Genomic DNA, 21,605 nt, shown 5'->3' with positions numbered 1-21,605 from the left:
TGTGCCACGTCCCAGCAGTTCTCACAGTCCAATCGCGCTCCTGAGGGTACCTCGGTCAGCGTGCCGGTGGGTGACCAGCACCGGCGCTTCAGCAGCACGAAGTGGTTCTATGACATCCATAGCCCTCCTCACCACCCACCCAGTTCAACTGTCTGCTCCTGTATGAGTCCGTGACTGTCTAGAGGAGAACGTGTCTTCTGTCTGCCTTGGCGTATCGGATGACAGCCAGTCGGCCCTGTGTTGTACACTATCAGTATACAATCAGGCACACTCTCAACAGTACATCTGTCTCATCCACCGCTGTGGAGCACAACCTCTGTGAGACAGTGGCCGTATCAGGAAGGATCATACAGCTTGGTATTTGCGTCTGATGAAGCCACTTTAGTACCACACTCGGGACAGAAATTCAGATCTCCATATCCTGATAGATCACTGTCGCAGGCTGGACAGCGCCGCTCATCATCACCCGACCCGTGGCTGTATGCTTGGGTCCGTTCGGAGTCCGAACTCCGTTGGCCCGATAATAGGGTGATCGTATCATTTCCCGCCGCGATAATGGACCCGTGGTCGATGATAAAATCGTTTATTTCGAAGCCAAACTGCGGCGATCGTTCCTCGATGGCCCCAGAATAAGGGTCACACCGAATAATTTGCTCGTTCTCCGAGATGTACAGACTGTCCGTTGTGCTGCGAATCGGTGTCGCTTTAGAGACCAAGTTAGTCGTCCATACGGTTGACCCGGTGACATTATCAATCGCATCTAACCGGCCCTCATTGTCTATTCCGAAGAGGGTACCCGTTGGTGAGTGATTGTGGATCTGTTGGTATTCCTCATTTAATGACCATTTTACGTCCCCGGATTGGACGTCAATCGCTCGGACAGCTGGGACATTGAAGTGGTTCAGATAGAGTCTGTTCTGATGCAGTAATTCACCAGAACCAGGTACATCTTCACCTCGCTCGGTGTGTGTCCAGTATTCGGTGCCAGTGGATGCATCAATACAACAGAGTTTGTTATAATCGTATTTGTAAATCACCCGTTCTTCCGACTCACTCACGAGAACCGACCCAACGTCGTCGCCCTTCTCGACCCAGTCTACTGCTCCGTTTCTACTGACCTTACAGACGCTGTCTGTATAACAAATGTACAGATCCCCGTGTTCGTCTGCTACGAGTACGCCACTTACTGGGACCCCTGCTGATGTCGGTAGGTTCAGTTCCCATTCTATTGTCCCATCTGCGAGGGACAAAGATACACACCGATCGTTGACCACATAATAGACAGACCCGTCCGCGATAACGGGGTTAGTATCGTAGCTCCCTGGTCCGTCTAAATAGCTCCACGAAACGTTATACGCAGAATTGCGATTTGGGTGCGTATATGCCCAGCACCCATTCCCGTCGAAATCAAAAGCCTTGATCTGTCGTTCATTGCACGATATGAGTATTCTATCAGTCGTGACGACCGGAATACGGCTGATATCCATTTGCAGCGACCATTCCCGGCTCAGATCTGTTATCGACGGCTCGGTAGTGTTAAGAAATGTACGTCCTGGACTGAATCCGGCCATATTCCAGTGGTTGCTCATTGATGGCTTATTGTTCACCTCCATAACATTCGAGATTGTATAAGTTTTGGTGGACAAGGGATACTGAATTTCGTTGCGAGGCGCCTATCTATCATGTACCGATCGCATCTATCCCGTCCACTCGAGATCTCATCCGATGGGACAGTGTGACGTCATGGAGTACCTGACCAGTGGATTGATCGATATGTCTGGGTAGGGAGTCAGCTGTCAGCGTATAATGCCTGCTCGGCGGCAGCCCGATCATCAAAGTGCTCACCCAATGCCAGATACTCGATTAATGTATCGAGTGCTAGTGGGCGATAGTCGATAAGTTCGACCGAGAAATTGACCCGACGAGTGTCGTGATAAATGAACGGGAAGTCCGCAGGCCGATTGTTGTGATGGTGCCCATGAATCAGCCATCTAGTCGGATTTGATGGCCCGTCAGCGGGGTCGTGGACAGCATGGATTGGAACCCCACGATGCGTGAATCGAAATTCTTCAACGAACTGTACGTGGTCCAGATTCTCAAGAACAGTGCTGTCGTGGTTCCCTAACAGGAAGCCGATCTCGCCGTTGAGTTCGTCCAACCAGTCTAACAGCGCTGCTGCAGAGGTTCGAATCGTCAAATCCCCGCCGTACAATACATCATCAGACGGATCAACTTCGGCATTTCAATTATCAACCAACTGTTCATTCATCTCCTTCACAGATGTGAATGGGCGGTCGCAGTAATCGATAATATTGTCGTGATCCAGGTGGAGATCTGAGATGAGATAATCCATTAGGCGTCCGTTTTCGGGAACCTACTCGTACTTTCCCTTTGCGTGTGGGTTGGCACCAAGTGATAATTGCTCGCTTGATCGAGCTTGCTTGATAGGTGTCGAACTGTACGGCGGCTATTCACACAGGCACCACCAACCTCTGTTTACAGCTCGGATCCACACTGTGGACAGTACGCCGCATTTGCATGGGTGTCTAGGTTATACCCGGATAAAGGGCAGTAGTTTTGAGTGGCTGTGTTGAATCGCTGTAAGGCGGAGAGATTCACTGTTTGACGAAGCGTTTGATGTTATAGACGACACACATCAGCGCGATCTCACGGAACTCACGGAACCACGACCGCGCTCGCACGGCGAAGCCGAGCGAGCGCTTGACAGCCGAGTTCACGGTTTCGGTCATCGAGCGCTGATTGTAGCGGTTATCGTCGATTCTGGCGTTGTGCGCGTGGTCGTACGGAGCGAAGATGCGGTGCTTGATCAGCGGTCTGATCCCGAGCTCACGCAGACCTTCGCGGAGCGATTGCTTGTCGTAGCCCTTATCGGCCGCGAGAGACCGCAGATCGCCCGCGTTCTGGCGGGCGATCTGCTCTGCGAGGTCTGCGTCACTTCCTTCCCGATTTGTTGAGCAGTGAACGTCAAGGACGGCTTGAGACGCTGTATCGACGAGTTTCGTGACTTTCAACTTCTGAACGCGGTAGCTGATTCGCTGGCAGTAGTGGCGGCTTGCTGGTGAGCGGTCGTAGAATGTGGCGTCGATCGCAGCGTGTTCAGAGAGATCGTGCAGCTGCGCCGACTGACGCAGCAGCACTCGACAGACGCTCATGCTGATCCGGTCGAACGCCTTACACAACGTGGACGGCGTGGGGAGATCGGCCGCGCTGAGGCCGATCTCCCCCGTTATTTGTGGCATCTCTTTGAGCAGGTCGATCGTCATGCGGTATGACGTATCGAGGTAAATCCGGAGACAATGGAGGGAAACGAGTGCGTAGTCGGCGAATCCGCCGCCACCGTCCGGGGCGGCGGATTCGCCTCCACCGCCAGTAACTCTTTGAGCAACCGGCACAACTTCCCCGATGAAGCGGGAGATTTGTGTCATAGGCAACCGAATCTTCCCGCTTCAACTCCTTTGATTTAGTGGCCTACCTCGCTGCCGTATGGCGATTCAACACAGCCTTTTGAGTGGATTCCATCTGTTCGTCGCTAGGGGCTGGTTGATACAGTGCTGTCGTTGAGGACTCCTGCGAGTAGAGCTCAGTCGTCTGGGATCTGCCAGTCTCACACTGACACTTGGTTTCAGGCTCACCACTGGTAGAACAGACGTCTGAGTCACCTTCCGTTGATTGCGAGGGGAGTTACAGTATTCAGGCGGCCACCCGCAGACAGGACACTCGTCATTCTGCGGGGTGGCAGATTGTTCATCGGATGAGATAGAAAAGTCTTGACCGCAGTTACAGTATTCTTGCGGCCAATTACAGTGTGGACACTCCACAGGCATCGTATGCCCAATAATTCAATAACTGGTGATAAAACCACTCTCCGCCGACATTCCTTGGAAATTGTTCCTACGTGGGTCTCAGGGAGATCGTCGGAGAACTACTTGACATCAGGAGAACTCGAACCCACATCCGGAGCAAAATGCGGGGTCAGACCACTGACTGAGATTTTCACCACAGTTGGGACAAAACGATACGCTTGAGGAGTCACTCGTGTCGGCAGTCTGGTTCTGTGTGGCTGTGGCTGTCTGCTCGGTTGTCTCGGATCCGTTGAACACTCGAGTCTCACTGCCGCCGTTCGCTGTCGTCTGTGTCCCCGTTTGCTCTGAGAGATACTCCTGGACTGTCTCAACGCGTGCTTTATCCTCGGAGAACAGTATGATCTCGGGATCACCACCATCGGATAGGACTTCGATCCGATCTTCGAAGCGGTGGGGTGCCAACTCCATCGATGGGTGGTCGATGATTGGAGCGAGTGCTGTGAGCGCGCCTTTCACTGCGGTCGACTCACGCGAGTCCAGGAGCGTCGCCAATGCGTCACCTGCGGGGCGGACGCTTGTTGAGTCTGTGGCTGCTAGCCCGTACGTCTTCGCTGCGTGGCCCCGGATCTTCAGATATTCAGAGTCATCATTGATCACATCGACGAACTCTTGTAGGTATGGAGTGAGCCGGTCGGGTGCGTCATCGGCGACTCGGGAGAGTACATACTGTGCGTTGTTTCGTTCGGGCTTGGAGTCGCTGTCTGTCTGTGATCTGAGGAACTCGAGGACCTCATTATGTTCGGCGGCTGCCGCAACGAGGGCATCAGTGTAACTGAAAAACCGCCACGGTTTCATCGTAAACTCGAACAGCGTCTCCGCAATCGGGACCACCTCCTCGGGGTCGATGAGCCCTATCTGGCTGATCGTTTCACCGAGGTATGACTGCCGTGTGGAATCTTGGTCCGGGTCAGTGACCCGAGAGCGGATCGTTGTGGCGTACTCTTGGAGCTCCGCGGCGTGATCTTTCGAGTGAGACCTCAATGCCTTCGCTGCGACACCCTGAGCCTCCTCGTCGTCGCTATCGAGCAGTTCGATGAGTGTCTGAACATCACTGTCAGGAAGCTCATCGCCAGCCTGTTCTTTCAGTGTCTCAGCACGGTCGAGATCTGTTACCATACGAGTTGACTCTGTAGACAGTACAATTTGTTTATCCTATAACTTTTGTCCGTACTGGCTTCGTAGTGTTCAGATAAGCTGATTCCATGCGAAAGCGAACGATCTGAGCCACTCGTCAGCAGTTTCTGCTTCGGCGTTGCTAAAACAGTTTGAGAAACTAGTAGTTCGACGTTTTATTTCACGAAAGACACGTTCGACGCTGTTCCGATTTCCATGTCGTTCGTATCTGAAATCGAGGTCGTGTTTGCGACAGGCTCGCTGAAGTGAAGCTGATCCGTCTACGAGAACTGTTGCGTCATCTATGTCGTGTTTGTCACGGAGATCAGCGAAAAACCGATCTGCCAGAGCGTTATTTGTCGTTGGTTCAAGCTGTGTATGGAGCAGATCGTTTGATTGGGGATCGACAGCAGCGTACAGCCAATATTGTTCATCGTCAAGTCGAATCACAGTCTCATCGACCGCGACGTGATTCGGGCTCCGACTAGATTCCGGCTGTAGATCGGCCTTGTGAACCCAGTTATGGACGGTGGAACGAACCCGATCAACACCAAATATCTCAAGAAATGAAACAGTATTCGAAAGCGATAATCCAGACAAATGAAGCTGAATACTGAGCTTCATCAACAGCCGCGGTGTTGCCTCTCGCTCCACAGACTCTAAGTTGATCTCGTCTAAACAGCCGTTGAGGCGGTCGTTTTCGGGCATGAATCACTTTGAAAACGCACCGCCTCACCTTTCAATCCTTATCTGAACACCGCGACTGGCTTGGCATGTCGAGGGATATCGCATCCCGCCAACTCTGCTCACGGCTGGCAGGGGGTGGGCGTAAGTGGTGGATCTGTGTCTCCGAGAATGGTTTTATCCGCAAACCACTGTAGTGCTTGATTCGTGTGGATGGGTGGGTGATGTGAGCCCCCGGAGTCGTGTCGCTGTATCCCCAGGGAGTCGCGCAAGCCCTGCGCAGTACCTTAATATGTACACGATCCAACACCCGAACAGAATGGAGCCCGAACTACGGGGCGAATTAGAGATGGCTGCTGATGAGTTGGTTACGGAACTCGTCGATCTTGGGCTTGCTGAGACTGGTCAGGGTCCGCCTTCGACAGAGTACATCCTCGGGATGATGGAAGTCATCCTCTATGGGATGATAGACGACCAACTTTCAGAGAGTGAAATGATGGTGTTGGATGGAGATCAAGTTGTGCGTGAAGTTCGGCAGATTGTGTATCGGCGAGAGGACGACGTCCGTACCGAACTAAATCAACACGACGGGGGAAGCATCAACGACACCACCACCAAGATATTCGATTCGTGATCGGTGACTTCTCCACCGAGATCCAATCACACTTGCTGTAGTAGGTACTCATTACACTAATCGACGTTCAGGCGCCACTTATTGTCTGACGAACACTAATGGACTCTTACTCTCACTAGTGTGACGTGTATGTGCTCTCAAACAATCACCTCTGATGCAGTCGGCCGGAGTGAAGTACCCCCCGAGCCCGCAACGGTCGAGGCACGGATCGTCGGCGACGGTGACACACTGAGTGACGCTCGCGCCATTACAAGCGATCGCACAGCGACGCTCTAGGAGTCGATCACCACTGTGTCGGCTGATCGTGTGGGGACAGTTGACTTGCAGGTACAACATGTGGACGAACTGTTTGACCCGCCGTCTGATGCCGAATACTATGCGAAGGCGCACATCCAGATCGACTGTCTCCTAGAGCAGGCTGGGGCGGTCGTCGAGGAGGTAACGGACGCTGGGGGGCAAATCCAATCCATCGAGTTCCATCTTCATGACGAAACGCGCCAGCACCACCAAGATACTGTACTTGAGACGGTGATGGAGCGCGCTCGCGAGAAAGCCGACACATGGCAGCTGCTGATGGGTACACGGTTGCAGAGGTTCAAGAGGCGACAACGACTGAAGAGCGTTCAGGCATGGACAGTCTCGTCGATGAAGCGCTTGGGGCAACATCCGATACCGATCTCCAGCCGACACCAATCGCTGTGTCTGAGCGCGTCACCGTCGTCTATGAACTGAGTGTAGAGTGATCTGATACGATGGATGAAGTCGCGGAGGGACTGTTTGTTGGGACTGTCGATGATGCTGGAGCGACGGAGCGACTGTACGAACGGGGCATCACGACCATCGTCTCGGTAATCAGGGGTGCGCCTGCTGGTGGATATCCCGCGGATGTGACGGTTGTGACTGTCCCAATGCTGGATGGACCGCAAAACGACTTGGAGCGATTCGAACAGGCAGTCTCCCATGTGTTGTCGGTGCTCCAGACTGACGAGTCACTTCTCGTCCACTGTTCGGCAGGTGCCTCACGCAGTCCAGCCGTGGCTGCAACGGCGCTTGCCCTCGCCGATGATATCGGATTGGAGGCTGCCGTCGACCAACTCGTGACTCGTCGATCCGCCGTGGATCCTCACGAGGCACTCATTCGCCAGGCAGCGCGGGTGTACACCATGTAGCGTGAGTCTTGAGTAGCGCAGTCACCACAGTGATTCAATCCAATCCCCTATCTTTCTACAAAAAAACCGCGCTTAACCGAGGGAGTGAATCCGACAATCCCTCCACAATCTACTGTCGATGGCAGACTGGATATTCCACGCCAATCCGCTGTACTTCCAGTATTGTTTCGCAGCAAATCATCACACGGATGCCAACTTCATTCGATATAATATCGTGCCCACGAGAGTTCTGTCGATCAGCGGTTCGAGGCAGACTACCGCGATGTGCAGCTCAACGAACAGGAGTTTTAATTTTTAGATATATATGTGTGTTATGAATCCCAGTTTACCTGGTAGTGAACAGTGGCGCTTTACCGCCGATGGTGACGTAGATACTTCACCGACCATCATTAATAACACGGTGTACGTCGGCGACGATGCTGGGTACCTTTCCCCGTTGTAGGCGAGTACAGGCCAGCGAGAGTGGGAATTCGATGTCACAGACCGAGAAGAGATATTTCATGGTACCTTCAAAAGTTCCTCACCGGCTGTGGTCGACGGTGTGGTTTACTTCTCCGTGTCCGAGTTATCGGCCGGGTGGCTACTTGCGGTTGACGCACGTACGGGGAGTTTGAACTGGACATTCGAACTGTAGAATACGCTTTGGGAGTCTGCGACTCTCTCTGAGGACACAGTGTTTGTCGGCGACGTTGACCTCTCTGAGGAGGGTGGCAGCCGATTCTACGCAGTGGACCGGGCGTCTGGATCTCAGCGGTGGACGCAGGTGTTCGAAGACGGTGTTAATTCGTCACCAACGGTGGTTGACGACACTGTCTACATCGGCTGTGACGACGGCCACGTGTACGCACTCGACACGGCGACGGGGGAGCACCGATGGGCGTTTGATGCACACGACCAGGTCCGGTCCTCACCCTCAGTCGTTGACGGAACGGTATACGTCGGCAGTGGCTCGAGAGGGGTGTACGCAATCGATGCCCGAACCGGGACTCGACAGTGGTGTTATAATCCAGGAGCAGGCGGAATCCGAAGCTCACCGACGGTTGCCGATAATACAGTGTATGTCGGGACAGGAGTGTTCCTCGAAGCGATCGACGCAGGGGCTGGTGAGCAGTTGTGGCAGTTCGAAACGGATAATACCCTATCTTCGTCACCGGCGGTCGCAGGATCGACAGTGTACGTCGGAAGCTGGGACAAACAGTTGTATGCGGTCGACCCAGCGACTGGTACGGAGAACTGATCGGTCGGAACAGGCGATCAAATACGGTCCGCTCCGACTGTGAAAGACGGGACTGTCTATGTCGGAGGACAAGACGGTACAGTGTACGCGATCGCAGCGGATTCGCCCGACGTCGACAGCCATGGTTCGAGAGTCCTTCTGGGTACTCTCGGACACCATGACGAACGAACGACAGACACTCGAGTGGTCGACGAACGCGTCTCCGTACCTCACGAGCAGGCCTCGGCTGACTCTTCGCCCACAAAGTTATTCGAGGGAACCGACGAAGATGGCCTGTCGAGTACGACATCACAGTGGGGAACACACTCGTTAGAGCGGTCTTCCAACGCTGAGTTTAGCGCCAAATTCTGTACTCACTGTGGAGCTGACCTGAGGAAGATTCCGGACGGCAGATACTGTTCACAGTGCGGCAAACCGCTGTAAATCGCCTGAAGACACGGATATCGGTACGCGCACCATCGCGATACTGGTCGGCGCGTATTCAGGCGTTAATTCTCTAAGGCGTCACGACCTCAGGACTATCGCTATTTTGCTGAACGATGATATTCTGGCCGTCATTATCTTGGTGCTGATCGCGCAGTGAACCCCATCGTCGACCTCACGAGGACGGGGGTGTGTTGCCTCCACTCGTCGGCTGGATCCAGCGGTGTTCGGAGCGGACCGCCCGGTATATCCAGCGCTGATTGTGGTCTTCGTTCATCCGTGCCTTGTGCGCCTTCTGTAACGGGGTTCGTTCTCGGTGTTCAATCAACGGTCGCGTTGATTTACAGCGACACTCTTTATGAACTTCTCCCCCCGAGTAGTTTGCGTCGGCAGACAGAACGTTGTACGTCTTCCGCCGGAACGCGGAAGGCCTGTATCCCGGTATGGCCGTCCCACGCCTTCTGTGTCGTGAACTGAACGTCTTTTATTGTTAGTGAGTTGATGACGGTCAAGGTCACCGTCTTCAGCGACTGAAACAAGTAGTTCGCGCGGTCGCGGTAGTGGTAGCTGGTTTGGTCACGCTGGAAGCCACTCGCGTCAATTATAGCTTCACCACTCCAGCCCGCCTGCTCCGCCGAAGATCGGAGTAGGCAGGGGAGTTCACGCATTCGATACTTGTGTTCCCACCGGCAGAACGAACTGTATTGCGATGCTTTGTCAAGTCCAAATACGGCGAGGACGCCGGGCATCTCGTTGAGGGAATCTTCCGTCTCACAGAGACTCTTTTCGAGCTCGACGCGGTGCAGAATCAACGCGATCTGTACCCACTCGGCCTACCCGATCGCGCCGTCCGGTCTGGTGGGTACGTCCGAGTCGTCAACCTGCTGTTTGGTAAGGTTTCGACACATCCGAACAAGCTGCTTAGCGATGCCAGATTGCTAGACGGGGTCTAATTCCCGGTTAATCTGACGAAAGAACGCTGTAAGAACGTCTGAGACTGTCGTCAATCGGCGGCAAAACATGGCAAGTAAAAATGAATATTTGTCGTGATTAGGATACAGGTCCCTCTACAACAAAATCACAAATTTGCACCGCAGCTTGGGCAGTACTGAGGTGTTTCGTATTCAGAAAGCGAATTTCCACATTCTGAGCAGTACAATAGATTATTTGTCTCCTTATTTGCCGGGCTGGAAGCTTCCTCGTATTTTTTAGTATGATCCGCACTATTGTCTGAACTTGACTCTTCCATATGATCGTAGTAGCTTTGCTGTGAATTTATATCTACAGCGCGGAGGCCGTCATAACCCCCGATATAAGCAATACCGTTATTAATCACTGGAGCCCCAAATTTTAGTGACCGTGAGATTTTTATTGTTTCCAGTTGTTGCCCACTATCTCCATCGACAACGATCAAATGAGAGTTGTTAGAAACATATATTCTACCGTTAATTAAACGAGGCGCCGAAATACTCTGTGCAGGCAGAGCTGTCTGCCATTTAATCCCTCCACTTGTTTTAAATGCATACAGTTTACCGTCTAATTTTTCCGTGGCATAAATCGTGCTTTTTGATGTCGTAACGGGAGATAAAAACCACCCGTCTTCGTGCGACCACTTTATTTTACCTGCTGAAGTCGATAGGAGGGAGAACACCGATGTTTTGTTTTTTGTGCCGATTTTGTATAAACCATCATGGCAACCGATGTAAATATATCCATCAATTATCGTTGGATAAGATGTTTCGTTCGTGGATATATAAAAACCGTCTAAAGACCATTTCATTTCTCCGGTCTCTGTATCAACTGCATAGAGGACGCCACCATCACTGATAAAATAAAGAATTGAATTTGTTATTTTTAACGGGTGTCCGACACTTCCACGATCGTCGTTCTCTCTTAGATCAAATGTCCACAAAACCTGACCCATGTCAGCATCGATTGCGTGGATTTGTTGACGAAAGGTAGACCCCGCTACTGTGTATACAACACCGTCCGCGACTGCAGGTTCGGTATATCTACCGTTAAAACCAACACTATAACGCCATTTCTCCACGCCAGTATTCGCATCTACAGCGTATGTGTGGCCATGCGAAGTATCGAAGTAAACCATGCCGTTCACCACCACAGGTGATCCTTGTACGTACTCATCGACCGAGAAACACCACTGCTCTGTCCCGCTATCAACATCAACCGAATATAGATTCCCTTCTTCATCTGAAAAATACGATCTACCTCCAACAACCGTTGGTGAATGATGAATCTGCTCGTCTGTTTCGAAATGCCAGATAACTTTCTCACTCATCCTTGTCATTAGAATCTATTATTGTTTGCTTTGTTAAATATCTGCTGAATGGTAGTTAGAGTGGCTCACAGAGCTTTTCTATGTTACTGATGGCAAACATGGAAACAATTTCATAGAACTGCCGACACCATCCCAACGCTCGCACGGCGTCGCCGAGCGAGCGCTTCGTCGTCGAGTACGAAGTTTCGGCTATCCAGCGCTGAGCGTAGCCTTTTGTCCGGATAAGCGAACTGTTCTCCGTCGTGAATGGTCTCGATCCACGCTGTAAAATCAGTAGAGACTGTTACTGAATACACCGTATTAACACGATAAGAACGCGGAGTAGCGCTGGAATCTCCACCAGTATCAAATTTAACATGATTGCAAACGGTTGAGAGATAATCCTGATCTAACCGGGAACAGAACTTCTGTTGTACTGACCGGATACAGAAACAAAGTCAGACTTGACAAACTGGTCAGGGGTGTTGAGTCCACCATACAGGAGTCGAGATACAGTATTGAACAGCAAGAGTCTACCAAGGCAGCTACCGAAACAGCTCTCAAAGCTATTCGAACCAGCTGACTCAACCGACATGAGAGTCTATTTTTGAGACGACCATATATACGAAAGAGATATCAAATAACTACCCCAAAGGGTGGGTGTACGTCACGCTGGCTGTCAGTGGGGAAGTGCTGAAGCAGGTTACAATTCAGCACCACAGGACGGACAGTATTTGGCTTCGTCGTTCGCAATCCGGTCACCGCACTGCGAGCACATCCCATCTCGGTCAGAACGCTCGTGGTATACCCTCGTTTCATCAGTACTGTTTGAGTTGTACACCTCGGTATCAGTGGTTTGTCGCGTGTCCTGACCGCTTCTGGGAGAGACGTCGATCTGCTCGTACGCTCCCCCTTTTGGAATATATCCTTGACCGGATTCCTCAACCAACTGGAGTGCCTTCAGACTCTGCATCTGGCTACGAATCTTCTCTGGGTTTCGACTAACCACAATCGCGAGATCCTCTTTTGACACTCCAAGTCCGTTGATGTATCGATTAATCAGCGCCGAGAGAATTCGCGTCTGCGACGATGTCAACTCGAGTTGATCTGGGTCCGGTGACTTCTCTGAGATCGTTGAAGTCCCATCCACCCTCGATATGGCTTGCTCTGTAGGGACGTACCCTCCTCTTCTACTTGATTCCTGTTCGACTAAATTGAGCATTTTCAGCTCCAACAACCGGGTATGAATTTTCCCTAGGTCTACATCGGTATGCTGGGCGATAGCCTTTCCCCTGATAGGACCCCCTCGATCGCGATACATTTGAATGAGTGTACTGGTGATTGCTTTGAGTTTTGGAGTGAACTCGATCTCGGACATGTCTGATTACGCAATAATAGTTTTTTATCATAAAAACCGCCCCTGCTGGAAGTCAAAACCATACTCATATAAACTCCGATACGTGGTCGCGCTGTTCAGTTGTTCTCAATTTTTGTTCCAACTCTCAAAAGTCAAGTGTCGCACGAAGGCTTGTTCCATGTTCAATTTAGGTAATACCTGTTACACTGTCCAATATGACATCGATATCTACGGGCTTTCACCACAGATTGGGCAGTCATTCGAATCGGTGGCTCTGTTGAAATTCTCACCAAGTGATATATTCTGACCCAGTCAGGGTCAGTACATCATCTACAATTGGTGGGTGTCTCAAGGTCAGTTCACACTCGGTGTTGGATGTGTAAATCTGGGCTACGCGTTTCAGTATCTGTGGGATCACAACGACCTCGATGCGGACCAACTTGACCGGCTGAAGTATATCGCGAACCGCCACGGGATGCGCTTTTTGAGCGGGGACGGCACAGACGATTGGAAAATCTACGACACCGGCGAGGGGCCAATCGACCCCTATTGTACAGTCGAGACCGGAATACGAATGCTGACCGGCGTCTTCGGGTCGGCGTTTGGTGACGCCATGCCTTGTTTTGCCGCTTAGTGACGACAGTCTCAAACGCTCTTACTGTGGTCTTCCGCTAGATTAACCCGGAAATGGACGCTGTCTGGCAATCTGGCATCGCTCAGACGGCTTGCTTGGATGTGCCGAATCCTTGCCAAACAGCATGTTGATGACCCGGACGTACCCACCAGACCGGACGGCGTGGACGGGTACGCCGAGCGGGTACAGATCGCGTTGATTCTGCACCGCGTCGAGCTCGAAAAGAGTCTCTGTGAGACGGATGACTACCTCAACGAGATGCCCGACATTCTCGCCGTGTTTGATCTCGACGACATACCGCACTACAGCTCGCTTTGTCGGTGGGAAAACGAGTACCGAATGCGTGAACTCCGCCGAAGTGCGGAGCAGGCGGGCTGGAGTGGTGAAGCCGCGATTGATGCGAGTGGCTTCCAGCGTGACCAAACCAGCTACCACTACCGCGACCGCGCGAACTACTCGTTCCAGTCGATGAAGACGACGACCTTGATCGACGTGAACTCGTTGGCGATCAAGGACGTTCATTTCACGACCCAGAAGGCATGGGACGGTCACATCGGGATCCGGGTCTTCCGCCAGAACGCGGAAGATCTGCGTGTGTTGTCTGCTGACGCGAAGTACTCGTGGAGCGACCTCCGTGAGGAGTGTCGCTCCAACTCAGCGCGACCGTTGATCAAGCACAGGGAGCAGACACCGCTGTAGAAGGCTCGTAATGCCCGGATGAACGAGGATTACAACCAGCGGTGGATGAGTGAAACGGGGTTCTCGCAGTTGAACGAAGACGACGGCGAGAAGCTGCGCTCCCAGAACTGGCCGTGCCAGCTCCGGGAGCTCGCGCGGAAGTGTATCGTACATAACCTGACGCAGGCGGCGAGTTAGGCCTCGCCGCCTGCTCCCTTTCTCCGGACGTATCTAGGAGAGGCATCGCCGTCGTCACTGACACAACGAAGCAATATATAATAGTTTTGATCATTCGACAACCGCCGTCAGTAACAACTACTGCATCTTCTGACTGTAAGAACGCGCCTCTAACAGCTTGAGACTACAAAACAATCGACCCTACGTCATCGCAGTCTTGCGTTCAACAAGACACTTTTTATTCATTCTATATCGACGCCCGGGTTTGGGATGTAGGTTCGGATTGAGGTACGTAGACTTAGTCCCCTTCGTATAATTGTGTCATCATTTCTGTCTGGTCTTCGACTGTCTCTACACCATAGCGATCTAATGCTCGCTTAGCGTTCAGGTATTTTGCAATCGCTTGTGCATTATCTCGGAGGGAAATCCATCGATCACACGGGACTGCAAATTTGCGACCCTCTTGGCGGAAATACGCAACAACTCCTGGATCCCCCGGATTGGATTGCTTATATGGGAGGTTTGGGTTTGACGACAAATGCTGAGCCGCACTATCAATTCGTAAATCTGTAGCATCCATTCGACCCAATTCTTGGAGAATATTTCTAAACGCATCTTGTGTATCGACACGGAAGTTATGTGGGTAGGGTTCGCGTTCACTGGAGGGAGTTCTGGGAAAATTTTCCGGCCAGTCCAAGCTTGGGTTGTTCTCCGACATAATTGGCAACAAGCCTACGATTCGTATTAATCTGTTGTCGATTTACTATGATAATGAGCCTGTCATAGAATGGTTCTTGTGGTTGTCCACGCATTCGGAGCCAGTAGCTTTGAGCCGGTCAAACCCGTTCTCACAGCAGCCGTTCGTTCTGAGCCACCCAATGGCCGATAGGCAAAAACATCACTTTTTATGAATAAATGAGAACTCTAGGACAGCTTCGTAAAGCCGTGTACCAAGTGTATGTACTTCTAAGTAGATTACAGGATAATACAGATAAGCAGTATTACAATATTATGGGGCTGTTTCTATGACACTGTCCAACCGTGCGTTGTGCTCATGATCGTACACAGCGAACAACCGGGACGCAGCAAGGGCCGGACGCCCTCTGATCGGAGGGCGTCCCGGAGAGATTGGTCGTCATAGCCTTTGTCGCCGGCGAGAATTTCGATTTTCTCGGTGTTTCGGAGGGCGACTCGACGGCCAGTCTGGGTGTCGTGCGGCCAGTGTGCCGAGCAGTGAATATCGAGGATAGCACACGAGTCTGTATCAACGAGCGCCGTCGTTTTGAGCGTGCGTACGTGGCGACCCGAGCGGTGTTGGTCTTGTCTCGATGCCGTTTCGCGGTCGAAGAACGTGGCATCAATGGCTCCGTGCGAGCCCGGACGGACTACAGCGGGCGCACAGTTGTCACGGGCCCTCTAGAAACCCGAGTTCGACCCGGAACCGGGTGAGCGCCGCGAGCGTGTCGACGACCAGCTCACAGCCGTCACAGACGAATTGATAGCGCCCCTGGACTATTCGAGAGACCGCAACAAGGGAACTCGAGTGTTTCCTGCTAGACGCTTTCGTTGCCATTTCTGTAATGTCTGATTAGTTGTACTGTCTTTTCACACTAACTAGTTGTACTGGATAGTATAACTAACCATACTAACTGATTTGTCTGACGCAAATTTATGACGAATGGGTCTAACAAGTGAGACATGCTCACGTACACGACATACAGCGAAGCTGGTGGCGTCGGGAAGACGACGCTCGCGTCGAATCTTGCCGACGCGCACGGCCAACACGATCGCGATGTTCTCGTAATCGATCTTGATCCCCAGAATGGCTCGTTAACGTACTTACTCGGCGTTGACGCTCCACGAGATGATAGTAACGCAGACAACATTACACGCCACCTCATCGACCGACCAAAGGGCACATTTGAGGACCTCATCCTTGAGACATCATTTGGGTTCGACCTTGTTCCAAGCCACAATATGCTAGAAAATCTCGCCGATCTCCTTGCTCGCGCTGCCTCAATGGCAGAAGACCTCGGCGAAGAGTTCGAGCGCCACGATCAGCTGCGACAGGTGCTTCTCAACGCGGATATCCCCGAGAAATACGATACGATCGTCGTCGATCCGCCGGCAACTGCTGGCCCCCATCTCTACAACGCTATTGGCGCAACCCGTTCGCTGGTGATTCCGCTGGAACCGACAGGGAAAGGGATGCAATCGATAGAGGGGCTACAAGATGTTGTTCAGGGCTTCGAAGACACGGTGGGCGTCACCGTTGGTGTCCTCGCGGTTGTGCCAAACGGCGTTGGACGGACGACGGACCAACAACACTACCTGACCCGTATCCGCGAGTTGGGGTACGACGCACCAATCGCAATTGGTGAGCGATCGTCGCTGTTCGAAGGCTGCTGGGACAAGCAGACGACAGCGTTCGCGTACGTCAATGAGTATCGCTCCCGGAAACGTGATCACGAAATGGAGACGCTCGAGCAGTTACATGAACTCGCCAGCCATCTTGAGGAGGTGAGTGCCTAATGCCGAACGGCATGAAGTCCGGCAGCGGCGATGATCCGTTCGCCGAGGATGACGATGTTGAGGATGATCCTGTCGACGACGTCGCGGATACGGACACAGCTGCTGGCGATCCGTTCGATGAGCAATCAACAACGGAAGAGTCTGATCCGGCGTCGACGACGCTACCAGGCATCCCTGACCATCCTGCTGACGAATCCTCCCGGCTGCCGTGGATCCACCGTCGCGATGGAGTGAAAGACGATCGGGACCACAAGACGATCCACTACACAGAACACACGGTAAAGCGGGAACGTCGGGAGCTCCGGCCTGCGCTTGAGGAACAACTCGGAGACGATGTCGAACTCACTGACGCCCGAGAGGCGGCATATCTCGTCGGAATGGACCACATAGACGAAGTCGCTGACGTGCTTCGAGAGTGGGGCTACGATATTGAGTGACCAGTATCGGCCCGTCGCGTGCTATCCCTCCAGAGGAATATCACCGAGCGCGCCCCAATTGGGGACGCCGAACAGTTCACATCGCAGGGCTCACAAGGGCGATTTCCACCAGTACGTCGCCGATCGGCTTGACAGCGAGCGTATGCTCGCCGGACAGCCCATCTGAAACGGCGTGATCACGCCAGCGTATAGCGTCGGTGCCGCCGGAGCGCATAGCGGTAGGAACCATACGAAACACCGCCTGTCAACAGCAGATACGTACCGAAGAGCACGCCGAATACAGGCGTCAACACGACGTTTCCGGTGACTGCGAACCACGTCACGAACAGCCCGAGAACCGTTCCGCCACCCACGACGAACAGGTACACCATCATGACGAGCGTCGACGGGACGACCGTTTCTGTCCCCCAGAACTTGCGCTCCTCGTAGATCGGGTACGCCGAGCCGATGCCGACCGCGAACATCGCCGCAGCGAGACACATCACAACTCCGACAGCGGCGGTCGCCACCGCCTCAAGCACCGTCATCCCGAAAAGGATCGGGACGAACGAGCTGAGAACAGCGACCGGCACTCCAATCGCAACGCCGGCGAGAAGCCGTCCACGGACGAGAGCCGCGGATGGCGTCTCGGTAAGAAGGAGCAGCGGTAGTTGCGGCCGCTCGTCACCGAGCGGGTTCAACCCGAAGGTAGCGCCTGAGAGGTATGTCGCGAGAACGACGCCGCCCCCAGTGATGAGGGGTCCGAGGGCGTCGCCCGAAAACTCGAGAAACATCGTCCCGAACGGTGCGATAAAAAAGACGGCAATCAGGAGATGACTCAACTCCGCCGGATCACGGCGACCGCGCACGAGAATCCCCCACGCGATACGACCGGGTTTAGTCCATGCGAACGGTCGTGGGGCAGAGAATCCGCCGCTCGATCGCCGCACCTGCGTCGACTCATTGTTGCCGACCGAATCGGTAAACCAGAGCGTAGAAACCTGCTTGGTCGAGACGGCGAGACCGACCGGCGTGAGAGCGATTAACGCCGCGAGCACCGCCACCGCCTCCGGAGAGGTCGGTCTGGAGACCGGTGTTCCGACGAACGCGAGCGCAACGTATTCCACGAGGGGATCGAACGCTACTGTCGACAACAGCCGTTGTACTGAGAGGTCGGATTCGACGATGAACTGCCCGGCGAACTGTGACGCGACGACGAGTCCGACCATCGCGAGGATACCGACCGCTTTCAGGAGACGGCGAAGGCTGGGGAGTTTCCGCAGGAGTCGCAACACAGCAATTCCCCCGGCGTACCCCCAGACGGCGGCACAGCAAACGAGCGGCAGCGCGACCGCCCCGCCCGAAGCAACGAGCAGCGGCGAGCCCATTCCGAGTGCGAATGTGACCACCACTGCCCCGACCGGGATCCCGAACCACAGGGAGAGCCGTCCCACCTCCGCTGTGATGAGCCCGATAACGACTGCTCGCGGGTGAACCGCCAGCAGGACGAAATCCGCACCGTCGATATGTCCGAGCCGTTCGAGGGTCCGAAACACCGATATCGACAGGAGACCGAGAGGAACGAGCGTCGCAGCGGGCGCAAAGAACGGGACCGCCGTCACGGAGCGCGCGGTTTGCCCAAGCACATACGCTGTCGGCAGCGCGAACAGGAGCGCGCCGCCGAAGAACAGCGCCGTGAGCAGGAGTCCAAGGACTCGACGGGGGTTTCCGAGGTACCCACGGAGGCTTCGGACGAACTCCGCTCGCCCAATTCGGAGCCCGTGGCGAACGTCCTGTCGGACGCTCATGCTCTCCGAGAGGCCGCGTCCGTTTCGGGTTCGCTCGTGACGGCGAGGAACGCGTCTTCTAGGGATCCACTCTCGCCAGTCTCCGCACGGGCCTGTACTTCGGTGGGCGTCCCCTCGGTGACGAGTCTCCCGTCAAACAACACCCCGACCTCGTCAGCGACGGCTTCGACCACCGGAAGAATGTGTGTTGAGAGGAACACCGTGGTTCCTGCGTCGGCGAACGCGGTGATCGATTCCCGGATGGTGCGCGCCGCTCGGGGGTCAAGCCCCGATGTCGGTTCGTCTAAATACAGGACGTCCGGTTCGTGCAGGACACTCTGTATGAACGCGGTCTTCTGTTTCATTCCCTTCGAATACCCGTCGATTCGCCTGTCCGCGTCACCGGCTAATCCGAATTGGTCGAGGTACTCGCCGATGCGCTTGCGGGCAACGGACCGCGAAATGTCGCGAAGATCGGCGACGTATTCGAGCTGTTCGCGGGCGCTGAACTCGTCGTACAGCGGTGGCGTCTCAGGGAGATAGCCGACCCGACCAGCGATCGCACGCCGGTCGCTCGGGTCGACGCCACAGACGCGTACCGATCCGCTGTCCGGATCGCTGAGGCCGGTAAGGAGCCGCATCGTCGTCGTCTTCCCCGCACCGTTTGGGCCAAGAAAGCCGTAGACGCTCCCGTGCTGGATGTCGAGCGTGAGACTGTCGAGAGCGACTTCTGAGCCGTAGCTCTTCCGGAGATCGGTCGCCAGAATGGCGGATTCGTCGTGGGTGGAGGGCATACGTAACGGATGTCATTTCCCGAACCGGTCGTCTATGCGTTTCGGAATCATCTTCCGATCACACGTATCGGGGGTGATGCTGCATGGGTAGATAGCGACGTGAATAGGCGGCGTGATCGCTCCGCCGAACTCTCATTTTGTATAGCGATATATGATACATTACTCTTGAGCATCTATTGTCCGATAAGTTGCTTATTTCGCGTGTCCCCAACGGACACATGTATAACCAATACTATTATACTACTGTCAGATAGACGCTACCCTATGAGATCACCACACTTAGAATCACCACAGAACACAGCACGAGGGGTTCTCCCCCGAAATTTCCGTGAGTGAGCAAACCTACAATTGGTCGAGGAAATCACTCGACGAACTCGTCGAATTCTACGAGCGCGAAATTGCTCCTGAACGGCAGCGGGAGGGACACGATCCAAACGAGATCCCCACCTACCAGTGGCTCGTTGACCACGGTTATAGCGGTCTCCAGTACGCTGTCCGAGAGCATCATGACATGACACTCTCAGAGTTCTTCGAACAGGCTGTTGGGCTCGGAGACGACGTCTCACCCGAGACTCCAACGTGGCCGATCGATAACGAGCAGATGATCGAGTACCTCGAACAGTACTTTCGGTCACAACAACGGGGGTCAGCTGCGGAGACCACCCTCCAGTCAAAGCGTTCGCGGCTCGGTCAGTTCCTCCGCCACTACGAAGCCCTCCATGGGACATCCGCTATCGTCTCTCGTATCACTAATGTCGCTGACCAACCTGAGGAAATTCAGCGCGTCACCGCCGTCTTCGACGTCCTTGATGATGAGCTCGAGAGCAACGATTCGAAGCGTCGGTACCGGTCTGACATCGATGATCTCTACAGCTGGCTCGTCGATCGCGGCTACGGCGCGTTCAATCCCGTCCGATATGACCACGAGTGGGACGTTGCGAAGCGTGATAACTCCCCGCTTGCGCCCGCCCAGGTCGGATCTCTTGCGGCTTCGACTGAGGATATCGAAGAGCGACTGATCGTCTTAGGGCTGTGCGCCTGGGGCTTACGACGGAGTGAATTAGCAACCCTCCACGTGGAGAATGTTGAGCTTCAGGCGGAGTCACCGTACCTCTCGTTCAACACGAGGAAGAACGGTCCTGGAACAGTAGCGTTGATCTACGGCCAAGATGTCCTTTCGAACCGGATCGCACAGCTGTCGGATCGGCAGGGATGGGATGGATATCTGTTCCCCTCGCCAGACGCTCGACGTGATCACGTGACTGGCGAGACGCTCAACCGGCGGTTCAAGTCGATCGCCGCGCATGCGGATGTGCGTGTTCGCGGTGAGCTCCCGACTTCCAAGATGGGACGTCGGTTCTGGTACAGCGCGTACGCTGACGCCGTTGAGATAGTTATTGAACGCCTCCAGACCGTCGCTCACGAACAGGGCAGCAGCGATCCGATGGTCGTGTTCCGGAACTATCTCTCCGAAGAGAAACGTCGTGAGTATCTTCGTGACGCGATGTATGACCGGCTCGCTGAGGCGTTTGAGGAATCTACTGAGTAATTGTCGTGGGGTGGTGACACGGAGTATCGAGGAGAAAGCCTCGCGCTTCAACTGGCTGCGAATGTCAAAGGCATGAATGTAAAGCGATTGTACTGACCGCGACTGGGTCAGGGTATATCACTTGCCTAGGATTTCACCTATGGAAACGCTGCTACCCGGGCAAACCACGTCTAGCGACAAAATGATTACGCCGTCTAGGGATCTGTTGTTTTCACAGCCGGTAGGCGGTCGGAACGTGTCTGCGGTGCGGTCGCTGTCT

At 53.9% G+C, this 21,605-nt stretch carries 19 protein-coding genes and 5 pseudogenes; 9 read left to right on the top strand and 15 right to left on the bottom strand.

What is annotated here, in order from left to right; all coding sequences use genetic code 11:
• Positions 1-335: 335 nt before the first annotated feature.
• From B9H04_RS19725 to B9H04_RS06820, 5 genes are all read right to left on the bottom strand, one after another.
• Positions 336-1,487, bottom strand: a complete 1,152-nt coding sequence (locus B9H04_RS19725) for an outer membrane protein assembly factor BamB family protein (RefSeq protein ID WP_276325173.1) — start codon at positions 1,485-1,487, stop codon at positions 336-338.
• Positions 1,488-1,789: 302 nt separating this feature from the next.
• Entirely contained in the window at positions 1,790-2,212 is a 423-nt protein-coding gene (locus B9H04_RS17950; protein ID WP_155120049.1) for a metallophosphoesterase family protein, read from the bottom strand.
• Positions 2,213-2,615: 403 nt separating this feature from the next.
• Positions 2,616-3,446 (bottom strand): IS5 family transposase, encoded by an 831-nt coding sequence (locus tag B9H04_RS06830; protein ID WP_080508636.1) that lies wholly within the window; start codon positions 3,444-3,446, stop codon positions 2,616-2,618.
• A 507-nt stretch (positions 3,447-3,953) separates the two neighbouring features.
• Complete coding sequence (locus B9H04_RS06825) at positions 3,954-5,000, bottom strand: hypothetical protein (RefSeq protein ID WP_049932972.1); 1,047 nt, start codon at positions 4,998-5,000, stop codon at positions 3,954-3,956.
• 69 nt (positions 5,001-5,069) lie between these two features.
• Entirely contained in the window at positions 5,070-5,705 is a 636-nt protein-coding gene (locus tag B9H04_RS06820) for an IS6 family transposase (protein ID WP_085682565.1), read from the bottom strand.
• A gap of 295 nt (positions 5,706-6,000) precedes the next feature.
• On the opposite strand from B9H04_RS06820, the gene B9H04_RS06815 reads away from it, so the two are divergent.
• The 5 genes and pseudogenes from B9H04_RS06815 (at position 6,001) to B9H04_RS06795 (ending at position 8,721) form a co-directional block, all read left to right on the top strand.
• On the top strand, positions 6,001-6,315 hold the full coding sequence (locus tag B9H04_RS06815) for a hypothetical protein (RefSeq protein ID WP_049933208.1): 315 nt from the start codon (positions 6,001-6,003) through the stop codon (positions 6,313-6,315).
• Positions 6,316-6,606: 291 nt separating this feature from the next.
• Positions 6,607-6,855, top strand: a pseudogene (locus B9H04_RS19580) (hypothetical protein); the annotation flags it as partial.
• A 20-nt stretch (positions 6,856-6,875) separates the two neighbouring features.
• Positions 6,876-7,058, top strand: a complete 183-nt coding sequence (locus tag B9H04_RS19140; protein ID WP_248648693.1) for a hypothetical protein — start codon at positions 6,876-6,878, stop codon at positions 7,056-7,058.
• Between the two features lie 9 nt (positions 7,059-7,067).
• The gene (locus B9H04_RS06805; RefSeq protein WP_049933205.1) at positions 7,068-7,484 is read left to right on the top strand and encodes a dual specificity protein phosphatase family protein; all 417 of its coding nucleotides are present in this window, start codon (positions 7,068-7,070) and stop codon (positions 7,482-7,484) included.
• A gap of 673 nt (positions 7,485-8,157) precedes the next feature.
• Positions 8,158-8,721, top strand: coding sequence for a PQQ-binding-like beta-propeller repeat protein (locus tag B9H04_RS06795; RefSeq protein WP_085682564.1), 564 nt, complete (start codon positions 8,158-8,160; stop codon positions 8,719-8,721).
• A gap of 670 nt (positions 8,722-9,391) precedes the next feature.
• On the opposite strand, the pseudogene B9H04_RS06785 reads toward B9H04_RS06795, so the two are convergent.
• From B9H04_RS06785 to B9H04_RS19560, 4 genes and pseudogenes are all read right to left on the bottom strand, one after another.
• A pseudogene (locus tag B9H04_RS06785) lies at positions 9,392-10,052 on the bottom strand (transposase); the annotation flags it as partial.
• A 170-nt stretch (positions 10,053-10,222) separates the two neighbouring features.
• Entirely contained in the window at positions 10,223-11,452 is a 1,230-nt protein-coding gene (locus B9H04_RS06780) for an outer membrane protein assembly factor BamB family protein (RefSeq protein ID WP_080508678.1), read from the bottom strand.
• Between the two features lie 46 nt (positions 11,453-11,498).
• A pseudogene (locus B9H04_RS06775) lies at positions 11,499-11,717 on the bottom strand (IS5/IS1182 family transposase); the annotation flags it as partial.
• A gap of 408 nt (positions 11,718-12,125) precedes the next feature.
• Positions 12,126-12,800, bottom strand: coding sequence for a zinc-ribbon domain-containing protein (locus B9H04_RS19560; protein ID WP_080508677.1), 675 nt, complete (start codon positions 12,798-12,800; stop codon positions 12,126-12,128).
• A gap of 685 nt (positions 12,801-13,485) precedes the next feature.
• Between B9H04_RS19560 and B9H04_RS06760 the strand changes: the two are divergent.
• A pseudogene (locus B9H04_RS06760) lies at positions 13,486-14,289 on the top strand (IS5 family transposase).
• A gap of 277 nt (positions 14,290-14,566) precedes the next feature.
• On the opposite strand, the gene B9H04_RS17940 reads toward B9H04_RS06760, so the two are convergent.
• The 3 genes and pseudogenes from B9H04_RS17940 to B9H04_RS19720 all read right to left on the bottom strand — a co-directional run.
• On the bottom strand, positions 14,567-14,986 hold the full coding sequence (locus B9H04_RS17940; RefSeq protein ID WP_139835036.1) for a hypothetical protein: 420 nt from the start codon (positions 14,984-14,986) through the stop codon (positions 14,567-14,569).
• Positions 14,987-15,291: 305 nt separating this feature from the next.
• Complete coding sequence (locus B9H04_RS06755; RefSeq protein ID WP_394296320.1) at positions 15,292-15,630, bottom strand: transposase; 339 nt, start codon at positions 15,628-15,630, stop codon at positions 15,292-15,294.
• A gap of 46 nt (positions 15,631-15,676) precedes the next feature.
• Positions 15,677-15,772: pseudogene (locus B9H04_RS19720) on the bottom strand (DUF7558 family protein); the annotation flags it as partial.
• A gap of 194 nt (positions 15,773-15,966) precedes the next feature.
• On the opposite strand from B9H04_RS19720, the gene B9H04_RS06750 reads away from it, so the two are divergent.
• Positions 15,967-16,800, top strand: a complete 834-nt coding sequence (locus B9H04_RS06750) for a ParA family protein (RefSeq protein ID WP_049933202.1) — start codon at positions 15,967-15,969, stop codon at positions 16,798-16,800.
• A complete protein-coding gene (locus B9H04_RS06745) occupies positions 16,800-17,237 on the top strand; it encodes a hypothetical protein (RefSeq protein WP_248648692.1) in 438 nt (145 codons plus the stop codon). The genes B9H04_RS06750 and B9H04_RS06745 overlap by 1 nt, the downstream gene beginning before the upstream one ends.
• Before the next feature lie 176 nt (positions 17,238-17,413).
• Here the strand turns inward: B9H04_RS06745 and B9H04_RS06740 are convergent, their stop codons facing one another.
• The 3 genes from B9H04_RS06740 to B9H04_RS18955 form a co-directional block, all read right to left on the bottom strand.
• Positions 17,414-19,024: a hypothetical protein gene (locus B9H04_RS06740; RefSeq protein ID WP_049933200.1), complete on the bottom strand. Its 1,611-nt coding sequence runs from the start codon at positions 19,022-19,024 to the stop codon at positions 17,414-17,416.
• The gene (locus B9H04_RS06735; RefSeq protein ID WP_085682563.1) at positions 19,021-19,797 is read right to left on the bottom strand and encodes an ABC transporter ATP-binding protein; all 777 of its coding nucleotides are present in this window, start codon (positions 19,795-19,797) and stop codon (positions 19,021-19,023) included. The genes B9H04_RS06740 and B9H04_RS06735 overlap by 4 nt, the downstream gene beginning before the upstream one ends.
• A gap of 361 nt (positions 19,798-20,158) precedes the next feature.
• The gene (locus B9H04_RS18955; protein ID WP_211216887.1) at positions 20,159-20,305 is read right to left on the bottom strand and encodes a hypothetical protein; all 147 of its coding nucleotides are present in this window, start codon (positions 20,303-20,305) and stop codon (positions 20,159-20,161) included.
• A 3-nt stretch (positions 20,306-20,308) separates the two neighbouring features.
• On the opposite strand from B9H04_RS18955, the gene B9H04_RS06730 reads away from it, so the two are divergent.
• Positions 20,309-21,346, top strand: a complete 1,038-nt coding sequence (locus B9H04_RS06730) for a tyrosine-type recombinase/integrase (protein ID WP_211216886.1) — start codon at positions 20,309-20,311, stop codon at positions 21,344-21,346.
• The last annotated feature ends 259 nt before the right edge of the window (positions 21,347-21,605 follow it).

This window comes from Halorubrum ezzemoulense DSM 17463, assembly GCF_002114285.1.
Lineage (GTDB): Archaea > Halobacteriota > Halobacteria > Halobacteriales > Haloferacaceae > Halorubrum > Halorubrum ezzemoulense.
The sequence above is the reverse complement of the archived record's forward strand: the minus strand, read 5'-3'. Positions and strand labels throughout refer to the sequence as shown.

Coding starts and splice junctions, on each gene's coding strand:
- B9H04_RS06735 (WP_085682563.1), bottom strand. CDS start 19,797: ATGCCCTCCACCCACGACGAATCCGCCATTCTGGCGACCGATCTCCGG.
- B9H04_RS17940 (WP_139835036.1), bottom strand. CDS start 14,986: ATGTCGGAGAACAACCCAAGCTTGGACTGGCCGGAAAATTTTCCCAGA.
- B9H04_RS06780 (WP_080508678.1), bottom strand. CDS start 11,452: ATGACAAGGATGAGTGAGAAAGTTATCTGGCATTTCGAAACAGACGAG.
- B9H04_RS06745 (WP_248648692.1), top strand. CDS start 16,800: ATGCCGAACGGCATGAAGTCCGGCAGCGGCGATGATCCGTTCGCCGAG.
- B9H04_RS18955 (WP_211216887.1), bottom strand. CDS start 20,305: ATGATGCTCTCGGACAGCGTACTGGAGACCGCTATAACCGTGGTCAAC.
- B9H04_RS19140 (WP_248648693.1), top strand. CDS start 6,876: ATGGCAGCTGCTGATGGGTACACGGTTGCAGAGGTTCAAGAGGCGACA.
- B9H04_RS06750 (WP_049933202.1), top strand. CDS start 15,967: ATGCTCACGTACACGACATACAGCGAAGCTGGTGGCGTCGGGAAGACG.
- B9H04_RS06830 (WP_080508636.1), bottom strand. CDS start 3,446: ATGACACAAATCTCCCGCTTCATCGGGGAAGTTGTGCCGGTTGCTCAA.
- B9H04_RS06740 (WP_049933200.1), bottom strand. CDS start 19,024: ATGAGCGTCCGACAGGACGTTCGCCACGGGCTCCGAATTGGGCGAGCG.
- B9H04_RS06820 (WP_085682565.1), bottom strand. CDS start 5,705: ATGCCCGAAAACGACCGCCTCAACGGCTGTTTAGACGAGATCAACTTA.
- B9H04_RS06815 (WP_049933208.1), top strand. CDS start 6,001: ATGGAGCCCGAACTACGGGGCGAATTAGAGATGGCTGCTGATGAGTTG.
- B9H04_RS19725 (WP_276325173.1), bottom strand. CDS start 1,487: ATGGATATCAGCCGTATTCCGGTCGTCACGACTGATAGAATACTCATA.
- B9H04_RS06730 (WP_211216886.1), top strand. CDS start 20,309: ATGACACTCTCAGAGTTCTTCGAACAGGCTGTTGGGCTCGGAGACGAC.
- B9H04_RS19560 (WP_080508677.1), bottom strand. CDS start 12,800: ATGTCCGAGATCGAGTTCACTCCAAAACTCAAAGCAATCACCAGTACA.
- B9H04_RS06825 (WP_049932972.1), bottom strand. CDS start 5,000: ATGGTAACAGATCTCGACCGTGCTGAGACACTGAAAGAACAGGCTGGC.
- B9H04_RS06805 (WP_049933205.1), top strand. CDS start 7,068: ATGGATGAAGTCGCGGAGGGACTGTTTGTTGGGACTGTCGATGATGCT.